We start from the raw sequence: 20,662 nt of genomic DNA, 5'->3' as shown, positions 1-20,662 counted from the left end.
GCGGACGCTAGAAGCAGAGCAACTCCGCAGCCGTGTTGCGACTGGCGTTGCGACTCGCGCCGGCGGGAGCAGCTCAAGAACGAGGAGGTACGGCATGGCCGACGCAGCCATCCATGACCACGACCACCATCCGGGTTTCTTCACCCGCTGGTTCATGTCGACGAACCACAAGGACATCGGCATTCTCTACCTGGTGACCTCGGCGATCGTCGGCTTCATCGCGGTGGCCTTCACCGTCTACATGCGCATGGAGCTGATGGAGCCCGGGGTGCAGTACATGTGCCTTGAGGGGGCGCGCTTCACCGCGGCCGCAGCCGGCGAATGCACACCCAACGGCCACCTCTGGAACGTTGTCGTCACCGCGCACGGCATCCTGATGATGTTCTTCGTGGTGATCCCCGCCCTCTTCGGCGGCTTCGGCAACTTCCTGATGCCGCTGCAGATCGGCGCGCCGGACATGGCGTTCCCGCGGATGAACAACCTCAGCTACTGGATGTATGTCGCCGGCACCTCGCTGGCCATCGCCTCGGTGCTGAGCCCCGGTGGCAACGGCCAGCTCGGGTCGGGCGTGGGCTGGGTGCTCTATCCGCCGCTCTCGACGCTTGAAGGCGGCTATTCGATGGATCTGGCGATTTTCGCCGTGCACGTCTCGGGCGCCTCGTCGATCCTCGGCGCGATCAACATGATCGTCACCTTCCTGAACATGCGCGCGCCGGGCATGACGCTGTTCAAGGTGCCGCTGTTCAGCTGGTCGATCTTCGTCACCGCGTGGCTGATCCTGCTGGCACTGCCGGTTCTGGCGGGCGCCATCACCATGCTGCTGACCGACCGCAACTTCGGCACCACCTTCTTCGACCCGGCGGGCGGCGGTGACCCGATCCTGTACCAGCACATCCTGTGGTTCTTCGGCCACCCCGAGGTCTACATCATCATCGTGCCGGGCTTCGGGATCATCTCGCACGTCGTCTCGACCTTCTCGAAGAAGCCGATCTTCGGCTACCTGCCGATGGTCTGGGCGATGATCGCCATTGGCGTGCTCGGCTTCGTCGTCTGGGCGCACCACATGTACACGGTGGGCATGTCGATCACCCAACAGGCCTACTTCATGCTGGCGACCATGGTCATCGCCGTGCCCACGGGCATCAAGGTGTTCTCCTGGATCGCCACCATGTGGGGCGGCTCCATCGAGTTCCGCACGCCGATGCTCTGGGCCTTCGGCTTCCTGTTCCTGTTCACCATCGGTGGCGTGACCGGCGTGGTGCTCAGCCAGGCGCCCGTCGACCGGGCCTATCACGACACCTACTACGTGGTCGCTCACTTCCACTACGTGATGAGCCTCGGCGCCGTGTTTGCCATCTTCGCCGGCATCTACTTCTACCTCGGCAAGATGAGCGGCCGGCAGTATCCCGAGTGGGCGGGCAAGCTGCACTTCTGGACGATGTTCATCGGCTCCAACCTGACCTTCTTCCCCCAGCACTTCCTGGGCCGTCAGGGCATGCCGCGGCGCTACATCGACTACCCGGAGGCCTTCGCCTACTGGAACTACATCTCGTCGATCGGCGCCTTCATCGCCTTCGCGAGCTTCCTGTTCTTCTTCGCGGTGATCATCTACACCCTCTTCGCCGGGCGCCGCGTGAGCGAGCCCAACTACTGGGGTCTGCCCACCGACACGCTCGAGTGGACGGTGCCCTCGCCGGCTCCTGCCCACACCTTCGAGACCCTGCCCAAGCGCGAAGACTGGGACCGGTCGCCCGCGCATTGAGATGCCGGCACGCTGGCACAAGGAAGACGAGGAGGCCCCGGCAAAGTCCGGGGCCTTTTCCCGTGAAGGCCGCGACAGGCCGCTTGCGCATCTGGTGCTCTGGCCGCACCGCTCGCTGCCGCGGCGTGGCTTCGCCGGCTTCATCCTCGCCACATTCGCGCTTCTCTGCCTGCCGCTGCTCGCGGTTCTGGGCAGCATCGTGCTGTGGGGACTCCTGCCCTTTTTGATGGGGACGCTGGCGCTTCTTTGGTATTTTCTCGAACGCAGCTACCGGGATGCGCAGCTGCGCGAGGATCTGCGGCTCTGGCACGACCGCATCGAACTCGTGCGCACCGACCCGCGCGGGCGGCGGCAGGAGTGGTCGGCCAACCCCTACTGGGTGGACGTCGAGCTGCACCGCGCGGGCGGCCCGGTGCCGAACTACATCACGCTGAGAGGCGGCGGTCGGCAGGTTGAGCTTGGCGCCTTTCTCAGCCCCGAAGAGCGCGAGACGCTCTATCGGGAACTTCTCGCAGAGCTGGCACGGGTGAAGCGCTGACCGTAGCCGGCGAGCGCCACAGAAGGCTCACGCGCCGCTTCGGCGCCGCTCAGGCGAGGCGCTCCTTCACCATGCCGCCGACGCGGCCGAAATCCATCTGCCCGGTGTAGCGCTTCTTCAACGCGCCCATCACCCGGCCCATGTCACGGATGGACTTGGCGTCGGTCTCGGTGATGGCCTCTTCCACCGCCCGGCGGATTTCCTCGTCCGAAAGCTGCCGGGGCAGGAATTCCTCGATCACCGCGATCTCGTCGCGCTCGCGCTCGGCCAGATCGAGCCGTCCGCCCTCCTCGTAGGCGCGCGCGCTCTCCTGCCGTTGCTTGACCATCTTGGCCAGAATGGCGCGTACCTCCTCGTCGGTGAGGCCCGCGCCTCCTTCTTCACCCGCGCCCCTCAGCGCGATCTCGCGGTCCTTGAGCGCGGCGTTGATGAGGCGAAGCGTGGCGAGCCGCGTTTCCTCCCGGTTCTTCATCGCCGCCTTAAGTTCGGCGGCGATCCTGTCTCGCAGTTGCATCGGCGTCCCATCTTCCGTTTTTCGTCGCAAGCCACGAACATAGCGTGCCGCGGCACCAGCCGCAACCACGGCCACCGCGAGCAAGCCATTGAAAACATTGAGATACCGTTTTTCCGCCCGCCCTTGACCCGCTGAGGGGGCGGGCATAGGTTCCCCGCCAGCCATTCCGGGGAAGAAACATGCCGACTGCTCGCCGTTCCGATCACACCGCCTGCCTCGCCCTTGCCGACGGGACGCTCTTCTGGGGCCGCGGCTTTGGCGCCACTGGCCAGACCACTGCCGAGCTTTGCTTCAACACCGCCATGACCGGCTACCAGGAGATCATGACCGATCCCTCCTATGCCGGGCAGGTGGTGACCTTCACCTTTCCCCACATCGGCAACGTCGGCGTCAACCCCGAGGACGACGAGGCCGACCGCCCCGTGGCCGAGGGGCTGGTGGTGAAATGGGATCCGACCGAACCCTCGAACTGGCGCGCCGCAGAGCGGCTCGACGCCTGGCTCGCCCGTCACGGGCGCATCGGCATCGGCGGCGTGGACACGCGCAGGCTCACCCGCGCCATCCGCCAGCAGGGCGCGCCCCATGTCGCCCTGGCGCACGACCCCGAGGGCAATATCGACATCGAGGCGCTGGTGGCTTCGGCGCGCGCCTTTCCCGGCCTCGTCGGGCTTGATCTCGCAAGGGAGGTCACCTGCCGCCAGTCCTACCGCTGGAACGAGACCCGCTGGGCCTGGCCCGGCGGCTACGGGCGGCGCGAAGGGCCCGGGCACCGCGTGGTGGCGATCGATTACGGTGCCAAGCGCAACATCCTGCGCTGTCTGGCCTCCGCGGGCTGCGACGTGATCGTTCTGCCGGCCACCGCGAGCGCGGAAGAGGTGCTTGCCCATCAGCCCGAGGGGCTGTTTCTCTCGAACGGGCCGGGCGATCCGGCAGCGACAGGCGAATACGCCGTGCCGATGATCCGCGAAGTGATGGAGAAGACCGAGATACCGATCTTCGGCATCTGCCTCGGTCATCAGATGCTCGCCCTCGCACTCGGCGCGCGCACGGTGAAGATGAACCACGGTCATCACGGCGCCAATCATCCGGTGAAGGATCTCGAGACCGGCAAGGTGGAGATCACCTCCATGAATCATGGCTTCACGGTCGACAGCCAGACCCTGCCCGACGGCGTGATCGAGACCCACGTTTCACTCTTCGACGGGTCCAACTGCGGCATCCGGATGACCGACCGCCCGGTCTTCTCGGTGCAGTATCACCCGGAGGCGAGCCCCGGTCCGCAGGACAGCTACTATCTTTTCGAGCGTTTCGCAGCCGCCATTGCCGCTCGCAAACAGACCACCGCCTGAAGCCGCGGCGCCGCCCCACCCGATAACGCGCTTAACCGGCCATTAAGGAGCGGCGGCGCACCCTGTCGGCCCGTGCTGACAGGGTGGTGTCGTGGAGAGTGTTCCGAGCCCTCGCAGGATCGCCGAGGAAGCGAACGGCGCCGCCGGCGTGTCTGCGAGCCCGCGAGGGGTGCCGGAAGCCGCGCCCCGCCCTGCCAACAGCTCAACGCCGCCACGCCGGCTGGCACGGGCCGATCTCCTGGCGCAACCGCCCGAGCCCCGGCTGGTCGAGGCGCTGGGCCCCGCGCTTTGCCTGCGCCTCGGGATGTTGCCCTTGCGCCGCGCCGGCCGCGAGACGCTCGTGGCGACCGCCGATCCCGAACGGCTCGCCGCCCGGCGCCGCATGATCGAGACGGCGCTTGGCCCGGTGCGGCCGATCCTCGCAGCTCCCCGCGACATCGAGGAGGCGCTTCGCCATCATTTCGGCGCGACGCTGGCGCGCGCGGCCGAAGCGCATGTGCCCGAGCCGGTCAGTTGCCGCGCGCTCGCGGGCGCGGTGAGGCCCCTGGAGGCTCTGGCCTGGCTTCAGCTCTTCGGCGCCGTGACCCTCGTCGCGCCAAAGACGGTGCTCGCCGCGCTGACCGCGCTGGCCGTCACCGCGATGCTGCTGGCAACCGCGCTCAAGCTCGCCGCCGCGCTGGCCGCCCTCGCCCCGCCGCGCCCGCGCCCCGGCGAGGAGCGCGGCCCCCTCGTTCTCATGCCAGAGCGGCCGATGGTTTCGGTCATCGTGCCGCTCTTTCGCGAGGCCTCGATTGCCGGCGCATTGATCGAGCGTCTTTGCCGGGTGCGCTACCCGCGCAACCGCCTCGAAATCTGCTTCGCGGTTGAAGAGGATGACGACATCACCCGCGCCGCCCTCGAACGCGCCGACCTGCCGGCGTGGATGCGCGCGGTGATCGTTCCCGGCGGAAGCGTCCGCACCAAACCGCGGGCGCTGAACTTCGTTCTCGACTTCTGCCGAGGCGAAATCATCGGTGTCTGGGATGCCGAGGACGCGCCCGCCCCCGACCAGATCGAGAAGGTTGTCAGCCATCTGCACCGCGCACCTGCCGAGGTGGCCGGGGTGCAGGGCGTGCTGGACTTCTACAACAGCGGCCAGAACTGGCTCACACGCTGCTTCACGATCGAATATGCCACATGGTTCCGCCTTGTCCTGCCGGGGCTGGCGCGGCTTGGCCTCGTCGTCCCTCTCGGGGGGACGACACTCTTCTTCCGCCGTCCCGCGCTTGAGGAAATGGGGCGCTGGGATGCGCACAACGTCACCGAGGACGCAGACCTCGGCGTGCGCCTCGCGCGTTTCGGCTACCGCGTCGAGCTCCTTGACACCGTCACGACCGAGGAGGCCGCATCCAGCCCCTCGGCCTGGATCAGGCAGCGCTCGCGCTGGCTGAAGGGCTACGCCGTCACCTGGGGTGTGCACATGCGCGCCCCGCGCCGCCTGCTGCGCGAGCTTGGCTGGTGGCGCTTTATGGGCTTTCAGGTCCTGTTTCTTGGAACGGTGATCCAGTTCGCGTTGCAGCCGTTCCTGTGGAGTTTCTGGCTGATTCTCTTCGGCCTGCCGCATCCCCTCGATCCGATGCTGTCAGCCCCGTTGGGCCACGCGCTGTGGGCAGGCTTTCTGACCTGCGAGGCGATCAACCTCTCCGCCTCGGCCGCGGCGCTCTGGCGCGCGGGGCGGCAGCGGCGTGCGCTTGTGCCGTGGGCGCCGCTTCTGCATGTCTATTACCTGATGGCCAGCGTCGCCGTGGCCAAGGGCCTCTGGGAGGTGATCCACCGCCCCTTTTTCTGGGACAAGACCGAACACGGCCGGGTTAGCCCGCGCCGTCGCCGGGGGCGCGACGTCACTCGGCTGCGGCCGCGCTCGCGTCGAGCTTGAGACGCGTTTCGAAAGCCTTCGAGATATGCTCCTTCAGCGCCGCCTCGGCCGCAGCGGCATCTCCCGCGGCGATCGCCTCGACGATGCGGGCGTGCTCGTTCAGCCCTTCGGCGTCACGGCCCTCGACCGCAAAGGACGTGGTCGCCAGCAACGCCATCGAGCGATGCACCATCTCGAGCTGCTGCATGAGGAAACGGTTGTGCGAAGCGAGGTGGATCTGGCGGTGGAAGCGGCGGTTGGCGCGGGCCAGCGCGCGCGGATCGCCCATTAGCTTGCGATCCTCTTCGACGAATTCGCGCAACACGCGCACCTCCTCCCGCGTGGCGTGACGCGCAGCGAGCGCGGCGGCAAGCCCCTCGAGCTCGGCGCGGACGACGTAAAGCTCTGCCAGCGCGTTGTGATCGAGTGACGAGACGATCAGGCTCCGCCCGTCCCGTGTCAGAAGCCCCTGCGTCTCGAGCCGCTGCAACGCCTCGCGCACCGGTGTGCGGGAAACCCCGAAACGCTCGGCGAGCTCGCTTTCCACCAGCCGGTCGCCGGGGTTGTAGATGCCACTGTCGATGGCTTCGAGGATCAGCGCGTAGGCGTCCTTCTGGGCAGGGCGAGGTTCCTTCACGGTTCACTTCCTCGGCTTTGCGGCATTCCCTCTGGACAGGCCGGTGGGAACGGCACACATCCGTTGCGGCCAGAATATGCAGAAGATAGTCTCCGCGCCATGCCCGCCAACCAGCTCTTCACCGCATTTTCCCACGTCCGGCTGTGGATCTTCGACCTCGACAACACGCTGTACCCGCCCGAGGCACGGCTGTTCGATCAGATCGAGGCGCGGATGACCGAGTGGGTGAGCAAGGCGCTGGGGCTCGCCCACGCCGATGCCGACCGGCTGCGCCGCGACTACTGGGCGCGCTACGGCACCACGCTGGCGGGTCTGATGGCCGAACACGGGGTGGAACCGCACGCCTATCTCGATGAGGTGCACGCCATCTCGCTCGAGCATCTGGAGCCCGACCCGTCGCTGAGGCGGGCCATCGCGGACCTGCCGGGGCGGCGCATTGTGCACACCAACGGCTCGGCGCGGCACGCCGAGCGGGTGCTCGAGGCGCGCGGGCTGTCGGGCATCTTCGACGCCGTTTATGGCGTGGAGCACGCCGGCTTCCGCCCCAAGCCAGAGCCCGCCGCCTTTGCCGAGGTGCTCGCGCGCGACGGCGGGCGAGCGGAGGAAGCGGCGATCTTCGAGGATGACGCGCGCAATCTCGCCGCTCCCCATGCGATGGGCATGCGCACGGTACACGTCGCGCCCCTGCCCCAGCCGGCGCCGCACATTCACCACCATACCGACGACCTGCCCGGCTTTCTGGCGTCGCTGACCCCGGCGCGCGCAGAAAGCGCTTCGGAAGGAGCCCGTCCATGAGCCGCGAGGAGCGCGATGTCGTCATCGCCGGCGGCGGGCTCGCCGGGCTCATCGCCGCGGCGGCCTTCGCGGCGGAGGGCTTTTCGGTGCTCCTCGCCGATCCCGCCCCGCAAGGTGCCGTGCCCGAGGGCGCGCGGGGACCTGACCTGCGCTCGACGGCCTTCCTGCGTCCCGCGCAGGCGCTTCTGGAACGCTCCGGCCTGTGGGAGCGCCTCGCCCCGTTTGCGACGCCGCTCGAGGCGCTCGAGGCGGTTGACAGCACCGGTTGGCCGCCACGCATCCGCGCCCGCCGGCTGTTCCGTTCCGATGAAACCGGCGCGACCCCCTTCGGGTGGAACCTGATGAATGCCGCGACGCGCGCGGCGCTCATCGCGCATCTGCGTGCCGAGACCCGTGTCGAGCTTGCGCTGGGCACAGGCTTCCGCGACATGCTGGCGCGCGACGACCTCATCATCGTCCGGCTCCTCGACGGCCGGCGCATCGCCGCGCGCCTTCTCGTCGGCGCCGACGGCCGCGAGTCCGCCGTACGCGACGCCGCCGGCATCGAGGCGGATACCACCCGCTACGGGCAGAAGGCGCTGACCTTCACCGTCAGCCACAGCGAGCCGCATCACAACGTCTCCACCGAGATCTACAACGAGGGCGGCGCCTTCACTCTGGTGCCGCTCGGCAATCAGGAGGGGCGCCCCGCCTCTGCGGTGGTGTGGATGAATGACGGGCGCGAGGCTCTGCGGCTGATGGAGCTTGAGCGCGCGGCGTTCGAACGCACAGCGACCGAGCGCAGCTGCGCGCTCTACGGGCCGCTGCGCCTGTTGAGCGCGCGGGCTATGTTCCCGGTCCTCACCCGTCGGGCCCGGCGCCTGACCGCGGGGCGGGTTGCGCTTGTCGCCGAAGCCGCACACACCCTGCCCCCGATCGGCGCCCAGGGGCTCAACACCTCGCTCGTCGATGTGGCCGCACTCGTGGAGGCGGCGCGCGCTCATGGAGACGGCGACCCCGGCGCGGAGCCGGTGCTTGCCGCCTACGCCCGCGCCCGCTCCCGCGACATCGCCGCGCGCGCCGCCGCCATCGACCTGTTCAACCGGGTCTGCCGGTCCGGTGCGCCACCGGTCCAGGCGCTGCGCGCGCTGGGGCTGAGGCTCGTGCATGACATCGCGCCATTGCGCCGCCAGGTGATGCTTGCGGGGCTTGGCGGCCATCGTGCATCCTCCCGGCCATGAGTGGGAAGGAGGCGGGCTGGACGGAGCGTTTTGCGGGGCTGCGCCGGCTCAGCCCGCAGCTGCGGCGAAAGCTCGAGAATGCGGCGCGCATCCGGCGTTTCCGCGCCGGTGACCGCATCTTCGGTCCGGGCCACACGCCCTCGGGCATGCTGTTTCTGCTCGAGGGCACGGTGCGGGTCGCGCAGCAATCCGACAGCGGGCGCGAGATTGTGCTCTACCGTGTCAGCGCCGGCGAGAGCTGCGTGATGACCAGCGCCTGCCTGTTCACCCAGCACAACTACTTCGCCGAAGGCATCGCCGAAAGCGATGTGGTCGCCGCCGAGGTGCCGAAATCGACCTTCGAGGAGCTTCTGGCCGACGCGCCCGAGTTCCGGGACTTCGTGTTTTCGGCCTATGCCAACCGCATCGTCGACCTTTTCCGCGTCATCGACGATGTCGTGTTCGGGCGGATGGATCTGCGCATCGCCGAGCGGCTCGTGCAGCTGGCAAACGCGGACGGCGAGGTGCGACTGACCCAAGCCGAACTTGCCGCCGAACTGGGCACCGCGCGCGAGGTGGTCTCGCGCCAGCTGGGCGAATTCCAGCGCCGTGGCTGGGTCGAGCTTGGGCGCGGGCGGACCAGGCTCATCGACCCCGATGCCCTGGCACGTTTTGCCGCCTCCGGGTGAAACGGCGCCCTCCGTGACAAGGTCACAGACAGCGCCGGCGCGTGATATCATATATGCTTTGACAACGCTTATCGGAGGGCATTCGTGATGTCGAAGAACATGGGCACGGTTGACCGCGTGGTGCGGGCCGTCATCGGTCTGGCACTGCTCTACTGGGCCTTCCTCTCGGGGGCGGCTTCGGCAAACGGCTTGCTGCTGTGGCTGGGGGTGATCGTGGCAGTGATCATGCTGATCACGGCGGCCGTCGGCAACTGCCCGCTCTACCGGGTGTTCGGCATCCGCACCTGCAAGGCCGAGTAAACGCCAGAGCCGCTGCCGCGGCGCACGGGCGCCGAAGGCGTTGCAGTGATGACCGGCGCATGGGCGCGCTCCGGTCCACGACCGGGGCAATGGTGCCCTGTGTGCCAGGAACAGGGAAAGGGCATGGAAATGAAGGACGAACAAGCGCGCCAGCAGGCGCAGATGGACGCACACAACGACAGGATGGCCGAGGCCATTGCCACGCCCATCGCAAACTATCCCGTCGACATGAGCATCAAGCCCGAGGTTCAGGGCTTCTATGACGAAGCCACGGCGACGATCAGCTACATTGTCAAGGACCCGACCTCGAACGCGGCCGCTATCATCGACAGCGTGATGGACATCGACTACGCGGCGGGCCGGATCACCTTCGATCACGCCGACATGCTGATCGACGAGATCAGGAAACAGGGCCTCAAGCTCGAGTGGATCATCGAGACCCACGCCCATGCCGACCACCTCTCCGCCGCCCCCTACATCCAGGAGAAGCTCGGCGGCAAGATCGGCATCGGCGAGAACATCAAGATCGTGCAGGAGGTCTTCGGCAAGATCTTCAACGAGGGCACCGAGTTCCAGCGTGACGGCTCGCAGTTCGACGCGCTGTTCACCGATGGCATGACCTACAAGATCGGCAACATGACCGCCTTTGCGATGCACACGCCGGGCCACACGCCGGCCTGCATGACCCATGTCATCGGCGACGCGGCCTTCGTCGGCGACACGCTGTTCATGCCCGATGGCGGCACGGCGCGGGCGGACTTCCCCGGCGGCGATGCAGGCACGCTCTATGACTCGATCATGAAGGTGCTGAGCCTGCCCGACGAGATGCGGCTGTTCATGTGCCACGACTACTGCCCCGGCGGGCGGGAGCCGAAGTGGGAGACGACCGTGGCCGAGGAGAAGGCGAACAACATCCACATCGCCGGCAAGACGCGCGAGGAGTTCATCCGCGTGCGCACCGAGCGAGACAAGACGTTGAAGATGCCCACGCTGATCATTCCCTCGATCCAGGTGAACATCCGCGCCGGCCACATCCCCGAGGACAAGGACGGCAACCAGATGCTCAAGGTGCCGGTCAACAAGCTCTGAGGAGTGGGCGGCATGGACATCCGCAAGCTCGACGACCGCCTGTCGGTCGCCCCGCAGATCACGCCCGCCGAGGTCACCGAGGCCGCTGCGCTGGGCTTCCGGGCGATCATCTGCAACCGCCCCGACGGGGAAGCACCCGGCCAGCCCACCTTCGAGGAAATCGAGCGGGCCGCGAAAGCGGCCGGCCTCGAGGCGCGGCTCATCCCGGTGGCCTCGGGCGGGCTTCCGCCCACGCAGGCGGTCGCCGAGATGGCGCGCGCGCTCGACGAGCTGCCGGGGCCGGTGCTGGCCTTCTGCCGCTCGGGCACGCGCTCGACCATCCTCTGGGCGCTCGCCCAGGCCGGGCGTCGGCCGGCGGCGCAGATTGTCGCGGCGGCGCGGGAGGCGGGCTATGACATTGCCCCCCTCGCCCCGCTTCTGGAGACCGCGGCCTGAAAGCCTGGCCGGGCGACTCCGATCATCATCACCATCGAGAACGGCGCGCGGGCGTTTCTGCGCGCCGAGGGGCTTCGATCATGCTTCGCAGGCTTTCCCGCTACCTTCCGATCCTCGAATGGGGCCGGCACTACAATCGCGACACATTCTCGAACGACATGGTGGCAGCGATCATCGTCACCATCATGCTCATTCCCCAGTCGCTGGCCTATGCGCTGCTCGCGGGCCTGCCGCCCGAGGCGGGCATCTACGCCTCGATCGCCCCGATCGTGCTTTACGCGATCTTCGGCACCTCGCGCGCGCTTGCGGTCGGGCCGGTGGCGGTTGTCTCGCTCCTGACCGCCTCGGCGGTCGGACAGGTGGCCGAGCAGGGCACCGCCGGCTATGCGGTGGCCGCGCTGACGCTCGCGTTCCTGTCAGGCGCCTTTCTCGTCACGCTCGGGCTTCTGCGGCTCGGGTGGCTTGCCAATTTCCTCAGCCATCCGGTGATTGCGGGCTTCATCACCGCCTCGGGCATCCTGATTGCCACGAGCCAGATGAAGCACATCCTCGGCGTCGAGGCCCAAGGCCACAACCTTCTCGAGATGGCGGGCTCGCTGATTGCGCATCTGCCGCAGACAAACCCCGTCACCTTCGTCATCGGCGCCTCGGCGGTTGCCTTCCTGTTCTGGGTGCGCAAGGGGCTGAAGCCCTTGCTCATTCGGGCGGGGCTCAAGCCGCGACTCGCCGACATGCTCGCCAAGGCCGGGCCTGTGGCGGCGGTGGCAGTGACGACGCTCGTCACGGGGGCGCTCGGGCTTGATGCGCTTGGAGTGAAGATCGTGGGCGAGGTGCCGCAGGGGCTGCCGCCGCTGACCATGCCGGGGCTTGCGCCCGAGCTCGTGGGCCAGCTTCTGGTGCCGGCGATCCTCATCTCGATCATCGGCTTTGTGGAGTCGATCTCGGTCGCCGAGACCCTCGCGGCGAAGAAGCGTCAGCGCATCGACCCCGATCAGGAGCTGATCGGCCTTGGCGCGGCCAATCTGGGCGCGGCCTTCACCGGTGGCTATCCGGTCACGGGGGGCTTTGCCCGCTCGGTGGTCAATTTCGACGCCGGCGCCGAAACGCCTGCGGCCGGGGCCTTCACCGCCATGGGGCTGCTTCTGGCCTCGCTGTTTCTCACCCCGCTCATCTTCTACCTGCCGAAGGCGACGCTCGCGGCGACCATCATCGTGGCCGTCCTGAGCCTCGTGGACTTCTCGATCCTGAAGAAGACCTGGGGCTACCGGCGCGCCGACTTCGCCGCTGTTGCCGCGACCATTCTGGTGACGCTCGGGGCGGGCGTCGAGGCGGGCGTGGCGTCAGGCGTGATCCTGTCGATCCTTCTGCATCTCTACAACACCGCGCGCCCGCATGTGGCCGAAGTGGGCCTCGTGCCGGGCACCCAGCACTTTCGCAACATCCGCCGCCACGACGTGATCACCGACCCCGAGCTGCTGACGCTGCGGGTGGACGAGAGCCTTTATTTTGTCAACGCCCGTTTCCTCGAGGAGATGGTGCTCGAGCGGCTCGCCGAGTCGCCCCGGATCAGGAATGTGGTGCTGATGATGTCGGCGGTGAACGACATCGACTATTCCGCGCTCGAGGCGCTCGAGGAGATCAACCGCCGGCTTGCGGAGATGGGCGTGCGGCTGCACCTGTCGGAAGTGAAGGGTCCGGTGATGGACCGGCTGAAGCGCAGCCACTTCCTCGATGAGCTGAGCGGGAAGGTGTTCCTGTCGCAATGGGCTGCATGGCAGGCGCTGAGCCGCCACGCCCGCCCCCCGCTCAGGGCCGCGGGCTGAAGGTAGGCAGGGCGGCGGCTGCCTGCCGCCGCCGTCCTATTGCTTCAGATACGCCTCGAGCGTTGCCCGCACCCCTTTCTGCCACAGCATCCCGAGCCAGAGGCCGAAGGCCTCGGCGAAGGGCCGCGCGGCGGCGAGATCGCCGTAGATGCTGCGCTGTTCGAGCCAGGCGGAAGGGTCCGCGCGCGCGGCAAGCGCGGCGGCATTGAGCGCTTGCCATTGCGGATCATTGGGCGCGATCTCGCTGCCATCCTCCCGCGTGCCCGCGCACATCCGCGCCCAGAGCGCCTCGACCAGCGCAAGCCCGCGCACGTCGCCCCCGGCGGCGAGCCGGTCGCGCAGGATGGGCAGGACGAATCCGCGGTGGCGCGAGGAGCCATCGAAGGCCACGCGCCGGGTGGTGTCGCGGATGGCGGGGTTGGAGAAGCGGCGGATGATGAGGCCGAGATAGTCCTCGGGCGTCATGCCCTCGACGGGGCGCACATGGGGGACGATCTCCTCGCGCTCCACCCGACCGAAGAAGGCCGAAAGCGTGCTGTCGGCCATGCAGTCGGCGATGGTCGGGATCGAGAGAAGCTCACCGGCATTGGCAAGCACCTGATGACCCGCATTCAGAATGCGGATCTTCATCGTCTCCCAGCCGTGCACGTCGGCCGAGATGGTCACGCCCGCCCTCTCCCATTCCGGCCGACCGGCGCAGAAGGCCTCTTCCATCACCCACTGGCGGTAGTTCTCGTGGGTGACGGGCGCGGCGTCGTCGATGCCGAAGGCGCGGGCGAGCGCGATCTCTTCGGGCCCGGTGGCCGGCACGATGCAATCGACCATGGCGTTGGGGAAGGTCACGTTGGCCTCGATCCAGCCGGCAAGCACGGGGTCGGACAGTTGCGCAAGGCCCGTGACCGTGGCCCGCGTCACGGCGCCGTTGCCGCGCAGGTTGTCGCAGCTCATCACCGTGAAGGGCCCATGGCCCGCGGCGCGGCGGCGGGCGAGGGCGGCGACGATCGCCCCGAAGGCCGTGCGGGGCGTGTCGGGGCTGGCCGCGTCGTGGCGGATGTCCGGGTGCCCAGCATCGAAGCCGCCGGCGGCATCGGTGAAATAGCCGCCCTCGGTGACGGTGAGCGAGACGATGCGGATGGCCGGATCGGCCATCGCCGCGATCAGCGCCGCATTGTCGGACTGGACGGGGAGAAAGCCGCTCATCGCACCGATCACCTCGGCCGAACGGTGGTCGGGGGCGAGCTCGATCAGCGTGGTCAGGCAGTCCTGCGCCAGAAGTTTCTCGCGCATCGCCGCGTCCGCCGCGCGCACGCCGGCGCCCAGAATGGCCCAGTCGAGCGCCGCGCCCTCCTGCATCAGCCGGTGCAGATACCACGCCTGATGGGCGCGGTGGAAATTGCCCACCCCGATGTGCACGATGCCGGGGCGGAGGCGAGCGCGGTCATAGCGGGGCCGCTCGATGCCGGCGGGCAACTCGGCGAGGGTGGCATTGCAGAGCTTCACCGGACGGGGGGCAGGCGCGGCTTGGGTCATCAGCTCATCCAGTTTCCGCCATCGACATTGTAGGTCTGGGCGACGATGTAATCGGCCTCGGCCGTGGCGAGGAAAATCGCCATGCCGGTCAGATCCTCCGCCGTTCCCATGCGCCCGTAGGGCACCGCCGCGCCCACCTCGCGCTTCTTCTGGCCGGGCGCCTTGCCCTCGTAGCGCGCGAAGAAGGCATCCACCCCGTCCCAGTGCTCTCCGTCCACGACACCGGGGGCGATGGCGTTCACGTTGATTCCGTGGCGGATGAGATTGAGCCCGGCCGACTGCGTGATCGAGATCACCGCCGCCTTCGAGGCGCAATAGACGGCCACGAGCGGCTCGCCGCGCCTTCCGGCCTGGCTCGCCATGTTGATGATCTTGCCGCGGATGCCGCGCTCGATCATGTGCCGCGCGACCGCCTGCAGGGTGAAGAGCGTGCCGGCAACATTGATCGCGAACACCCGCTCGTAGTCGGCGCGCTCGATCTCGACGATGGGGGCGGCGGTGAAGACGGCGGCGTTGTTGATCAGCACATCGATCTGCCCGAGCCGCGCGATGGCCTCGGCCACGCCCGCCTCGATGCTGTCCTGACGGCTCACGTCCATCTCGATGGCATGAGCCGCGGGGCCGATCTCGCGCGCGGCGGCCTCGGCGCGGGCGATGTCGATGTCGGCGATCGCCACCTCGGCACCCTCGCGCACATAGGCCTCGGCAAAGGCGCGCCCGATACCGCGCGCCGCGCCGGTGATGAGCGCGCGCTTGCCTTCAAGACGTCTCATGCGAGCCTCACGCCGTTGGCGTCAAAGCGGTGCAGATGCTCAAGCCGCGGCGACAGATGGATCGTGTCTCCGGCCCGGAAGGCAACCTCGCCCGGCGCGCGCACCGTGATGGTCTCGGCCAGCCCCGTGTCGTGGACGTGAAAGAAGGTGTCCGAGCCCAGATGCTCGGCCACGCCCACGCGCCCCCGCCACGGGCCGCCCTCGCCCACGACCTCGATATGCTCGGGGCGGATGCCGATGGTGTGGGCGTTGTGCTTTGCCGCCTCCGCGCCCTCGATGAAGTTCATCTTCGGCGAGCCGATGAAGCCCGCCACGAAGAGGTTGCGCGGGGCGCGGTAGAGCTCGAGCGGGCTGCCCACCTGCTCGATGCGGCCCGCGTTGAGCACCACGATCTTGTCGGCCATGGTCATCGCCTCCACCTGATCGTGGGTGACGTAGATCATCGTGGTCTTGAGCCGGTTGTGCAGCTCGGAGATCTCGAGGCGCATGCCCACCCTCAACGCCGCGTCGAGGTTGGAGAGCGGCTCGTCGAACAGAAAGGCTCTCGGCTCGCGCACGATCGCCCGCCCGATCGCCACCCGCTGGCGCTGCCCGCCCGAAAGCTGGCCCGGCCGGCGGTCGAGATAGGCGGTGAGGTTCAGCACCTCGGCGGCATGGGCGACGCGCCGCTCGATCTCCTCGCGGTCGAGCCCGGCCATGCGCAGGGGAAAGGCGATGTTCCGGCGCACCGTCATGTGCGGGTAGAGCGCGTAGGACTGGAACACCATCGCCAGCCCGCGCTTTGCCGGCGGCACCTCGGTGACATCCTCGCCGTCGATCTCGATCCGGCCCGAGGACACGTCCTCGAGCCCGGCAATGAGGCGCAGCAGCGTGGACTTGCCGCAGCCCGAGGGGCCGACGAAGACGCAGAACTCGCCGTCTTCGATCTCGAGATCGAGGGGCGGGATCACCTCCACCTCGCCGAAGGTCTTGTTCACCTTGTCAAGAACGATGCGTCCCATCGGTCAGTTCCTCACTTGACGGCGCCGAAGGTCAGGCCGCGCACGAGCTGGCGCTGGCTGAACCAGCCGAGGATCAGGATCGGCGCGATGGCCATGGTCGATGCCGCGCTGAGCTTGGCGTAGAAAAGCCCCTCGGGGCTCGAATAGCTGGCGATGAAGGCGGTGAGCGGGCCGGCGTTGGCCGCGGTCAGGTTGAGCGTCCAGAACGCCTCGTTCCAGGCGAGGATGACGTTCAGCAGGAGCGTCGAGGCGATGCCCGGCACGGCCATCGGCGTGAGCACGTAGAGGATCTCTTCTCGCAGCCCCGCCCCGTCCATGCGCGCGGCCTCGAGGATCTCGCCGGGGATCTCGCGGAAATAGGTGTAGAGCATCCAGACGATGATCGGCAGGTTGATGAGCATCAGCACGATCACGAGCCCCGTGCGCGTGTCGAGCAGCCCAAGCTTGATGAAGATGAGATAGATCGGATAGAGCACGCCCACCGCCGGCAGCATCTTCGTGGAGAGCATCCACATCAGGATGTCCTTGGTGCGGCGCGAGGGGACGAAGGCCATCGACCAGGCCGCGGGCACCGCGACGAGAAGGCCAAGGACGGTAGAGCCCAGCGCGATGATGACCGAGTTCGAGAAGTGCTTGACGTAGTTCGAGCGCTCCTGAACGACGCCGTAGCTTTCCACCGTCCAGGCCGCATCGAAGAGCACCTCGAGCGGCGGGCGGATGGCGTCGCCCTCGGTCTTGAAGGAGAGCACCACGATCCACAGGATCGGGAAGAAGATCACAAGACCCACGGCCCAGGCGAGGGCGGTGTTGAAAGCCTTGCGGCGGGGGGTGGTTGCGCGTGCCATTGTCACTCCCTCCTCAGCGGTCGAGGTTCCGGCCGACGATGCGCATCAGGAAGATGGCAACGATGTTGGCGAGGATGATGGCGTAGACGCCGCCCGCCGAGCCGAGCCCCACATTCTGGCTCTCCAGCACCCGCTGGTAGATGAGGTAGGTCAGCGTCTTGGTGCCGAAGGCGCCGCCGGTGGTGACGAAGATCTCGGCGAAGATCGACAGAAGGAAGATCGTCTGGATCAGGATCACCACGGTGATCGCACGGGCCAGGTGCGGCACCATGATGTAGAAGAAGCGCGCGATCGGGCCGGCCCCGTCCATCTCGGCGGCCTCGAGCTGCTCGCGGTCGAGCGACTGCAGCGCGGTGAGAAGGATCAGCGTCGAGAAGGGCAGCCACTCCCAGGAAACGATGGTGATGATCGAGCCCATCGAAGCCTGGCTCAGCCAGTCCACCGGCTGGGCACCGAAGGCGCGCCACAGATGCCCGAAGAAGCCGTTGATCGGGTCGAGCATGATGTTCTTCCACACCAGCGCCGAGACGGTGGGCATCACGAAGAAGGGCGCGATCACGAGAATGCGCACCACCCCCTGCCCCCACATCGGCTGGTCGAGCAGAAGCGCAAGCAGGATGCCGAGGACAACGGTGATGACGAGCACGCCGACAACCAGCGTCAGCGTCACCTGGATCGAAGGCCAGAAGGCCGAGGACTTCACGAAGCGGACGTAGTTCTCGAAGCCCACGAAGCCCAGATCGCCGCCGCGCATCGGCAGATACTTGCGGAAGGAGAACCACAGCGTCATTGTTAGCGGCACCAGCATCCAGCCCAGAAGCAGGATCACCGCAGGTGCCATCATCAGACGGGCGGCGGAACGGGCGTGACGGGTGGCCATGGTCAAATCCCTCCTCGTTCGGCCCTCGCGGGCCGGTGGTCGTCAGGGAATACTGTGGCGGGGGGAAAGGGCGGAGGGCAACGGCGCGGTCGTGAAGCTGGCCGCTGCCCTCCGCAGTCGGGAGGATCCGATCAGCGGTAGCCGGCGGCTTCCATCGCGTCCTCGGTCAGCGCCTGGGCCTTGGCCAGCGCCTCGTCGATGGACTGCTGCCCGGCATAGACGGCGGAAAACTCCTGGCTCACCTCCGTCGCGATGCCCGCGAACTCGGGGATCGCCACGAACTGGATGCCGACATAGGGCACGGGCTTGACGCAGCAGTTCTTCGGATCAGCCGCGAGGATGGACTTCAGCGTCATCTGCGCAAAGTCGATCTTGGCATATTCCGGGTTCTCGTAGAGCGACTTGCGGGTGCCCGGCGGAACGTTTGCCCAGCCTTCCTTGGAAGCGACGAGCTCGAGATACTCCTTGGAGGTCGCCCACTCGATGAACTTCTTGGCGGCCTCTTCCTTCTGCGTGCCGGCCGGGATCGCCAGCGCCCAGGCCCACAGCCAGTTGGCCTTCTTCGAGACGCCCTCCTTGTTCGGCGCCATCGCAAAGCCGACCTTGTCGTGAACGGTCGATTCCTTCGGGTTGGTCACGAAGGAGGCGGCCACGGTGGCATCCATCCACATGCCGCACTTGCCCTGCTGGAAGAGCGAGAGGTTCTCGTTGAAGCCGTTGGTGGCATAGCCCTCGGGGCCGTAGTCATTCATCAGGTTGACGTAGAAGGTCAGCGCCTCCTTCCACTCCGGGGTGTCGAACTGCGGGCGCCAGTCCATGTCGAACCAGCGGGCGCCGAAGGAGTTGGCGACCACGGTGATCAGCGCCCCGCCCTCGCCCCAGCCGGCCTTGCCGCGCAGGCAGATGCCGTTGACACCGTTCTCGGGGTCATCCATGGCCGCCGCGGCCTCGCGGATGAACTCCCAGGTCGGCTCCTCGGGCATGGTGAGCCCGGCCTTCTCCATCAGGTCCTTGCGATACATCAGCATCGAGGACTCGCCATAGAACGGCGCGGCATAGAGCGTGCCGTCGGCGCTCAGGCCATCGCGCATCGCCGGAAGAATGTCATCGACGTCATACTCGGCCGACAGATCGTCTAGCGGCACCAGCCAGCCGTTGCGCCCCCAGATCGGCGCCTCGTACATGCCGATGGTCATGATGTCGAACTGACCACCCTTGGTGGTGATGTCGGTGGTCACCCGCTGGCGCAGCACGTTTTCCTCGAGCGTCACCCACTCGACCTCGATGCCGGTCTTCGAGGTGAAGTCGTCGGTCAGGCCCTGCATGCGGATCATGTCACCGTTGTTCACGGTGGCGATGGTGATGGTCTCGGCCTGCGCCGCGGCGGCCGCAGCGACAACCCCGAGCGCGGTGGCCGCGCGGAGTGCGGTCATGAAAGTCATCCGTTCCTCCCTTCGCTAGGATGATGACGCACGCTAGGCAAAGGGATGACGCGGTGTCAATAAATTTTTTACGCGCGACAAGTTTGCGCTTGGCTCATGCCGTGTCCCGCATCACGAGCTTGCCCTCGATCCGCGTGCTTTTCCAAGGGCCTGGCCCCTCGCGCAGGGCCTCGAACAGGGTCGTGGCGGCCTTCTGGGCGACGTTCTCGTAGTCGTGCGCAACCGTGGTCAGGGGCGGGCAGGTGAAGCGTGACAGCGGGTGTCCATCCATGCCCGCCACCCGAATCGCGCAGTCCGCCGTGCGGCCGACGCGCAAGCCCCGTTCGTAGCAGGCCGTCATCAGGCCGATCGCCAGCCGGTCGTTGCTGCACAGGATCGTGTCACCGGTGATCTGCCCCGCCTCGAAGGCTTCGTGCGCGCCGCGGCGGGCGATCTCCTCGAAGGCCCAACCCTCGCCGGGAACCGAGACAACGTGTGGCTCATGGCCGAATTGCTCCATCGCCTGGATGTAGGCCTGACGGCGCCGGTGCGCGTTGGGGTTCGCGGGCGTCTTCATCTCGAAGAACACCGGCGGCGAGCCGGTGCGGCACAGGTAATCGGTAATGACGCGGGTGAACTGGAAGTTGTCCGAACCGACGAAGGCGATGCCGAATTCCTCGACGCTCGAGTCGAAGATCAGCGTCGGGACGTGGCGGCAGAAGTTTTCAAGCGCCTTGCGGTCGGTGGCCCGCCCGAGGGGGGCCAGCAGCACACCCGCCGGTTTCATCGAGCGCAGGGTGTCGAGGATCTCGCATTCAAGCTCGGTGCTGCCATGCGAGCTGAACAGCGTGGGCCGGTAGCCCGCCTCGATGCAGCGCGTCTCGAGGATCCGCGCGATCTCGGCAAAGAAGGGGTCGGCCAGATAGGGAACCACGATGCCGACGTTCTTCGTCAGCTTGCGGTTCTGGTTCATGGCAAAGATGTTGGGCCGGTAGTCGTATTTCTCCAGTGCCGCCTCGATGCGCGCGCGGGTCGTGGGGCGGACGCTTTCGGGGTCGTGGAAGTATTTCGAGACCGTGGGGCGCGAGATGCCGACCGCGGCGGCAAATTCCTCCATGTTGCGGATCTTCGCGCCCATTGCCTGCCTCTCCGGTTGTCGCCTTTACGGAATTTAACATCATTTATCGC

The 20,662-nt window shown here is 67.4% G+C and carries 20 protein-coding genes; 11 read left to right on the top strand and 9 right to left on the bottom strand.

The window, feature by feature from the left end; genetic code table 11:
• The first annotated feature begins 94 nt into the window (after positions 1 to 94).
• Both ctaD and BLQ14_RS08450 read left to right on the top strand, forming a co-directional pair.
• Entirely contained in the window at positions 95 to 1,762 is a 1,668-nt protein-coding gene (gene ctaD, locus BLQ14_RS08455; protein ID WP_092500104.1) for a cytochrome c oxidase subunit I, read from the top strand.
• 1 nt (position 1,763) lies between these two features.
• Positions 1,764 to 2,300, top strand: coding sequence for a DUF2244 domain-containing protein (locus BLQ14_RS08450; RefSeq protein WP_092500103.1), 537 nt, complete (start codon positions 1,764 to 1,766; stop codon positions 2,298 to 2,300).
• A 49-nt stretch (positions 2,301 to 2,349) separates the two neighbouring features.
• Here BLQ14_RS08450 and BLQ14_RS08445 read toward each other — a convergent pair whose 3' ends face one another.
• A complete protein-coding gene (locus BLQ14_RS08445; RefSeq protein ID WP_092500102.1) occupies positions 2,350 to 2,814 on the bottom strand; it encodes a GatB/YqeY domain-containing protein in 465 nt (154 codons plus the stop codon).
• 179 nt (positions 2,815 to 2,993) lie between these two features.
• On the opposite strand from BLQ14_RS08445, the gene carA reads away from it, so the two are divergent.
• Both carA and BLQ14_RS08435 read left to right on the top strand, forming a co-directional pair.
• On the top strand, positions 2,994 to 4,163 hold the full coding sequence (carA, locus tag BLQ14_RS08440) for a glutamine-hydrolyzing carbamoyl-phosphate synthase small subunit (protein WP_092500100.1): 1,170 nt from the start codon (positions 2,994 to 2,996) through the stop codon (positions 4,161 to 4,163).
• Positions 4,164 to 4,311: 148 nt separating this feature from the next.
• Positions 4,312 to 6,078, top strand: coding sequence for a glycosyltransferase family 2 protein (locus BLQ14_RS08435; protein ID WP_092500098.1), 1,767 nt, complete (start codon positions 4,312 to 4,314; stop codon positions 6,076 to 6,078).
• On the opposite strand, the gene BLQ14_RS08430 is transcribed toward BLQ14_RS08435, so the two are convergent.
• Complete coding sequence (locus BLQ14_RS08430) at positions 6,044 to 6,694, bottom strand: GntR family transcriptional regulator (RefSeq protein ID WP_092500096.1); 651 nt, start codon at positions 6,692 to 6,694, stop codon at positions 6,044 to 6,046. The two genes, BLQ14_RS08435 and BLQ14_RS08430, sit on opposite strands and share 35 nt — an antisense overlap.
• Before the next feature lie 99 nt (positions 6,695 to 6,793).
• Here BLQ14_RS08430 and BLQ14_RS08425 point away from each other — a divergent pair, with 99 nt between their 5' ends.
• The 7 genes from BLQ14_RS08425 (at position 6,794) to BLQ14_RS08395 (ending at position 13,024) form a co-directional block, all read left to right on the top strand.
• Entirely contained in the window at positions 6,794 to 7,489 is a 696-nt protein-coding gene (locus BLQ14_RS08425; protein WP_092500094.1) for a pyrimidine 5'-nucleotidase, read from the top strand.
• Positions 7,486 to 8,709, top strand: coding sequence for an FAD-dependent monooxygenase (locus BLQ14_RS08420; RefSeq protein ID WP_092500092.1), 1,224 nt, complete (start codon positions 7,486 to 7,488; stop codon positions 8,707 to 8,709). Before BLQ14_RS08425 ends, BLQ14_RS08420 begins: the two co-directional genes overlap by 4 nt.
• Positions 8,706 to 9,377, top strand: a complete 672-nt coding sequence (locus BLQ14_RS08415; protein ID WP_092500091.1) for a Crp/Fnr family transcriptional regulator — start codon at positions 8,706 to 8,708, stop codon at positions 9,375 to 9,377. Before BLQ14_RS08420 ends, BLQ14_RS08415 begins: the two co-directional genes overlap by 4 nt.
• 87 nt (positions 9,378 to 9,464) lie before the next feature.
• Complete coding sequence (locus BLQ14_RS08410) at positions 9,465 to 9,677, top strand: YgaP family membrane protein (protein ID WP_092500089.1); 213 nt, start codon at positions 9,465 to 9,467, stop codon at positions 9,675 to 9,677.
• A 207-nt stretch (positions 9,678 to 9,884) separates the two neighbouring features.
• Positions 9,885 to 10,766: an MBL fold metallo-hydrolase gene (locus BLQ14_RS08405; RefSeq protein WP_092500229.1), complete on the top strand. Its 882-nt coding sequence runs from the start codon at positions 9,885 to 9,887 to the stop codon at positions 10,764 to 10,766.
• Positions 10,767 to 10,778: 12 nt separating this feature from the next.
• Positions 10,779 to 11,201: a protein tyrosine phosphatase family protein gene (locus BLQ14_RS08400; protein ID WP_092500087.1), complete on the top strand. Its 423-nt coding sequence runs from the start codon at positions 10,779 to 10,781 to the stop codon at positions 11,199 to 11,201.
• 80 nt (positions 11,202 to 11,281) lie between these two features.
• Positions 11,282 to 13,024, top strand: coding sequence for a SulP family inorganic anion transporter (locus BLQ14_RS08395; protein WP_092500085.1), 1,743 nt, complete (start codon positions 11,282 to 11,284; stop codon positions 13,022 to 13,024).
• 36 nt (positions 13,025 to 13,060) lie between these two features.
• On the opposite strand, the gene BLQ14_RS08390 is transcribed toward BLQ14_RS08395, so the two are convergent.
• The 7 genes from BLQ14_RS08390 to BLQ14_RS08360 all read right to left on the bottom strand — a co-directional run bounded on the left by BLQ14_RS08390 (position 13,061) and on the right by BLQ14_RS08360 (position 20,612).
• Positions 13,061 to 14,554, bottom strand: coding sequence for a mannitol dehydrogenase family protein (locus BLQ14_RS08390; RefSeq protein WP_092500083.1), 1,494 nt, complete (start codon positions 14,552 to 14,554; stop codon positions 13,061 to 13,063).
• Positions 14,554 to 15,327: an L-iditol 2-dehydrogenase gene (locus BLQ14_RS08385; RefSeq protein ID WP_092500081.1), complete on the bottom strand. Its 774-nt coding sequence runs from the start codon at positions 15,325 to 15,327 to the stop codon at positions 14,554 to 14,556. The genes BLQ14_RS08390 and BLQ14_RS08385 overlap by 1 nt, the downstream gene beginning before the upstream one ends.
• Entirely contained in the window at positions 15,324 to 16,328 is a 1,005-nt protein-coding gene (locus BLQ14_RS08380) for an ABC transporter ATP-binding protein (RefSeq protein WP_092500079.1), read from the bottom strand. Before BLQ14_RS08380 ends, BLQ14_RS08385 begins: the two co-directional genes overlap by 4 nt.
• A gap of 11 nt (positions 16,329 to 16,339) precedes the next feature.
• Positions 16,340 to 17,173: a carbohydrate ABC transporter permease gene (locus BLQ14_RS08375; protein WP_092500077.1), complete on the bottom strand. Its 834-nt coding sequence runs from the start codon at positions 17,171 to 17,173 to the stop codon at positions 16,340 to 16,342.
• 13 nt (positions 17,174 to 17,186) lie between these two features.
• On the bottom strand, positions 17,187 to 18,053 hold the full coding sequence (locus BLQ14_RS08370) for a carbohydrate ABC transporter permease (protein ID WP_092500075.1): 867 nt from the start codon (positions 18,051 to 18,053) through the stop codon (positions 17,187 to 17,189).
• Positions 18,054 to 18,184: 131 nt separating this feature from the next.
• Complete coding sequence (locus BLQ14_RS08365) at positions 18,185 to 19,495, bottom strand: ABC transporter substrate-binding protein (RefSeq protein WP_092500073.1); 1,311 nt, start codon at positions 19,493 to 19,495, stop codon at positions 18,185 to 18,187.
• Between the two features lie 94 nt (positions 19,496 to 19,589).
• On the bottom strand, positions 19,590 to 20,612 hold the full coding sequence (locus tag BLQ14_RS08360) for a LacI family DNA-binding transcriptional regulator (RefSeq protein WP_092500071.1): 1,023 nt from the start codon (positions 20,610 to 20,612) through the stop codon (positions 19,590 to 19,592).
• Positions 20,613 to 20,662 lie beyond the last annotated feature (50 nt).

This window comes from Meinhardsimonia xiamenensis (assembly GCF_900102905.1).
Taxonomy (GTDB): Bacteria; Pseudomonadota; Alphaproteobacteria; order Rhodobacterales; family Rhodobacteraceae; genus Meinhardsimonia; species Meinhardsimonia xiamenensis.
This window is presented reverse-complemented; position numbering and strand designations above follow the sequence as displayed.

Excerpts from the sequence above, each read along its gene's own strand:
- ctaD (WP_092500104.1), top strand. The coding sequence starts at position 95 with ATGGCCGACGCAGCCATCCATGACCACGACCACCATCCGGGTTTCTTC.
- BLQ14_RS08450 (WP_092500103.1), top strand. The coding sequence starts at position 1,764 with ATGCCGGCACGCTGGCACAAGGAAGACGAGGAGGCCCCGGCAAAGTCC.
- BLQ14_RS08445 (WP_092500102.1), bottom strand. The coding sequence starts at position 2,814 with ATGCAACTGCGAGACAGGATCGCCGCCGAACTTAAGGCGGCGATGAAG.
- carA (WP_092500100.1), top strand. The coding sequence starts at position 2,994 with ATGCCGACTGCTCGCCGTTCCGATCACACCGCCTGCCTCGCCCTTGCC.
- BLQ14_RS08425 (WP_092500094.1), top strand. The coding sequence starts at position 6,794 with ATGCCCGCCAACCAGCTCTTCACCGCATTTTCCCACGTCCGGCTGTGG.
- BLQ14_RS08420 (WP_092500092.1), top strand. The coding sequence starts at position 7,486 with ATGAGCCGCGAGGAGCGCGATGTCGTCATCGCCGGCGGCGGGCTCGCC.
- BLQ14_RS08415 (WP_092500091.1), top strand. The coding sequence starts at position 8,706 with ATGAGTGGGAAGGAGGCGGGCTGGACGGAGCGTTTTGCGGGGCTGCGC.
- BLQ14_RS08410 (WP_092500089.1), top strand. The coding sequence starts at position 9,465 with ATGTCGAAGAACATGGGCACGGTTGACCGCGTGGTGCGGGCCGTCATC.
- BLQ14_RS08400 (WP_092500087.1), top strand. The coding sequence starts at position 10,779 with ATGGACATCCGCAAGCTCGACGACCGCCTGTCGGTCGCCCCGCAGATC.
- BLQ14_RS08395 (WP_092500085.1), top strand. The coding sequence starts at position 11,282 with ATGCTTCGCAGGCTTTCCCGCTACCTTCCGATCCTCGAATGGGGCCGG.
- BLQ14_RS08390 (WP_092500083.1), bottom strand. The coding sequence starts at position 14,554 with ATGACCCAAGCCGCGCCTGCCCCCCGTCCGGTGAAGCTCTGCAATGCC.
- BLQ14_RS08385 (WP_092500081.1), bottom strand. The coding sequence starts at position 15,327 with ATGAGACGTCTTGAAGGCAAGCGCGCGCTCATCACCGGCGCGGCGCGC.
- BLQ14_RS08380 (WP_092500079.1), bottom strand. The coding sequence starts at position 16,328 with ATGGGACGCATCGTTCTTGACAAGGTGAACAAGACCTTCGGCGAGGTG.
- BLQ14_RS08375 (WP_092500077.1), bottom strand. The coding sequence starts at position 17,173 with ATGGCACGCGCAACCACCCCCCGCCGCAAGGCTTTCAACACCGCCCTC.
- BLQ14_RS08370 (WP_092500075.1), bottom strand. The coding sequence starts at position 18,053 with ATGGCCACCCGTCACGCCCGTTCCGCCGCCCGTCTGATGATGGCACCT.
- BLQ14_RS08365 (WP_092500073.1), bottom strand. The coding sequence starts at position 19,495 with ATGACTTTCATGACCGCACTCCGCGCGGCCACCGCGCTCGGGGTTGTC.
- BLQ14_RS08360 (WP_092500071.1), bottom strand. The coding sequence starts at position 20,612 with ATGGGCGCGAAGATCCGCAACATGGAGGAATTTGCCGCCGCGGTCGGC.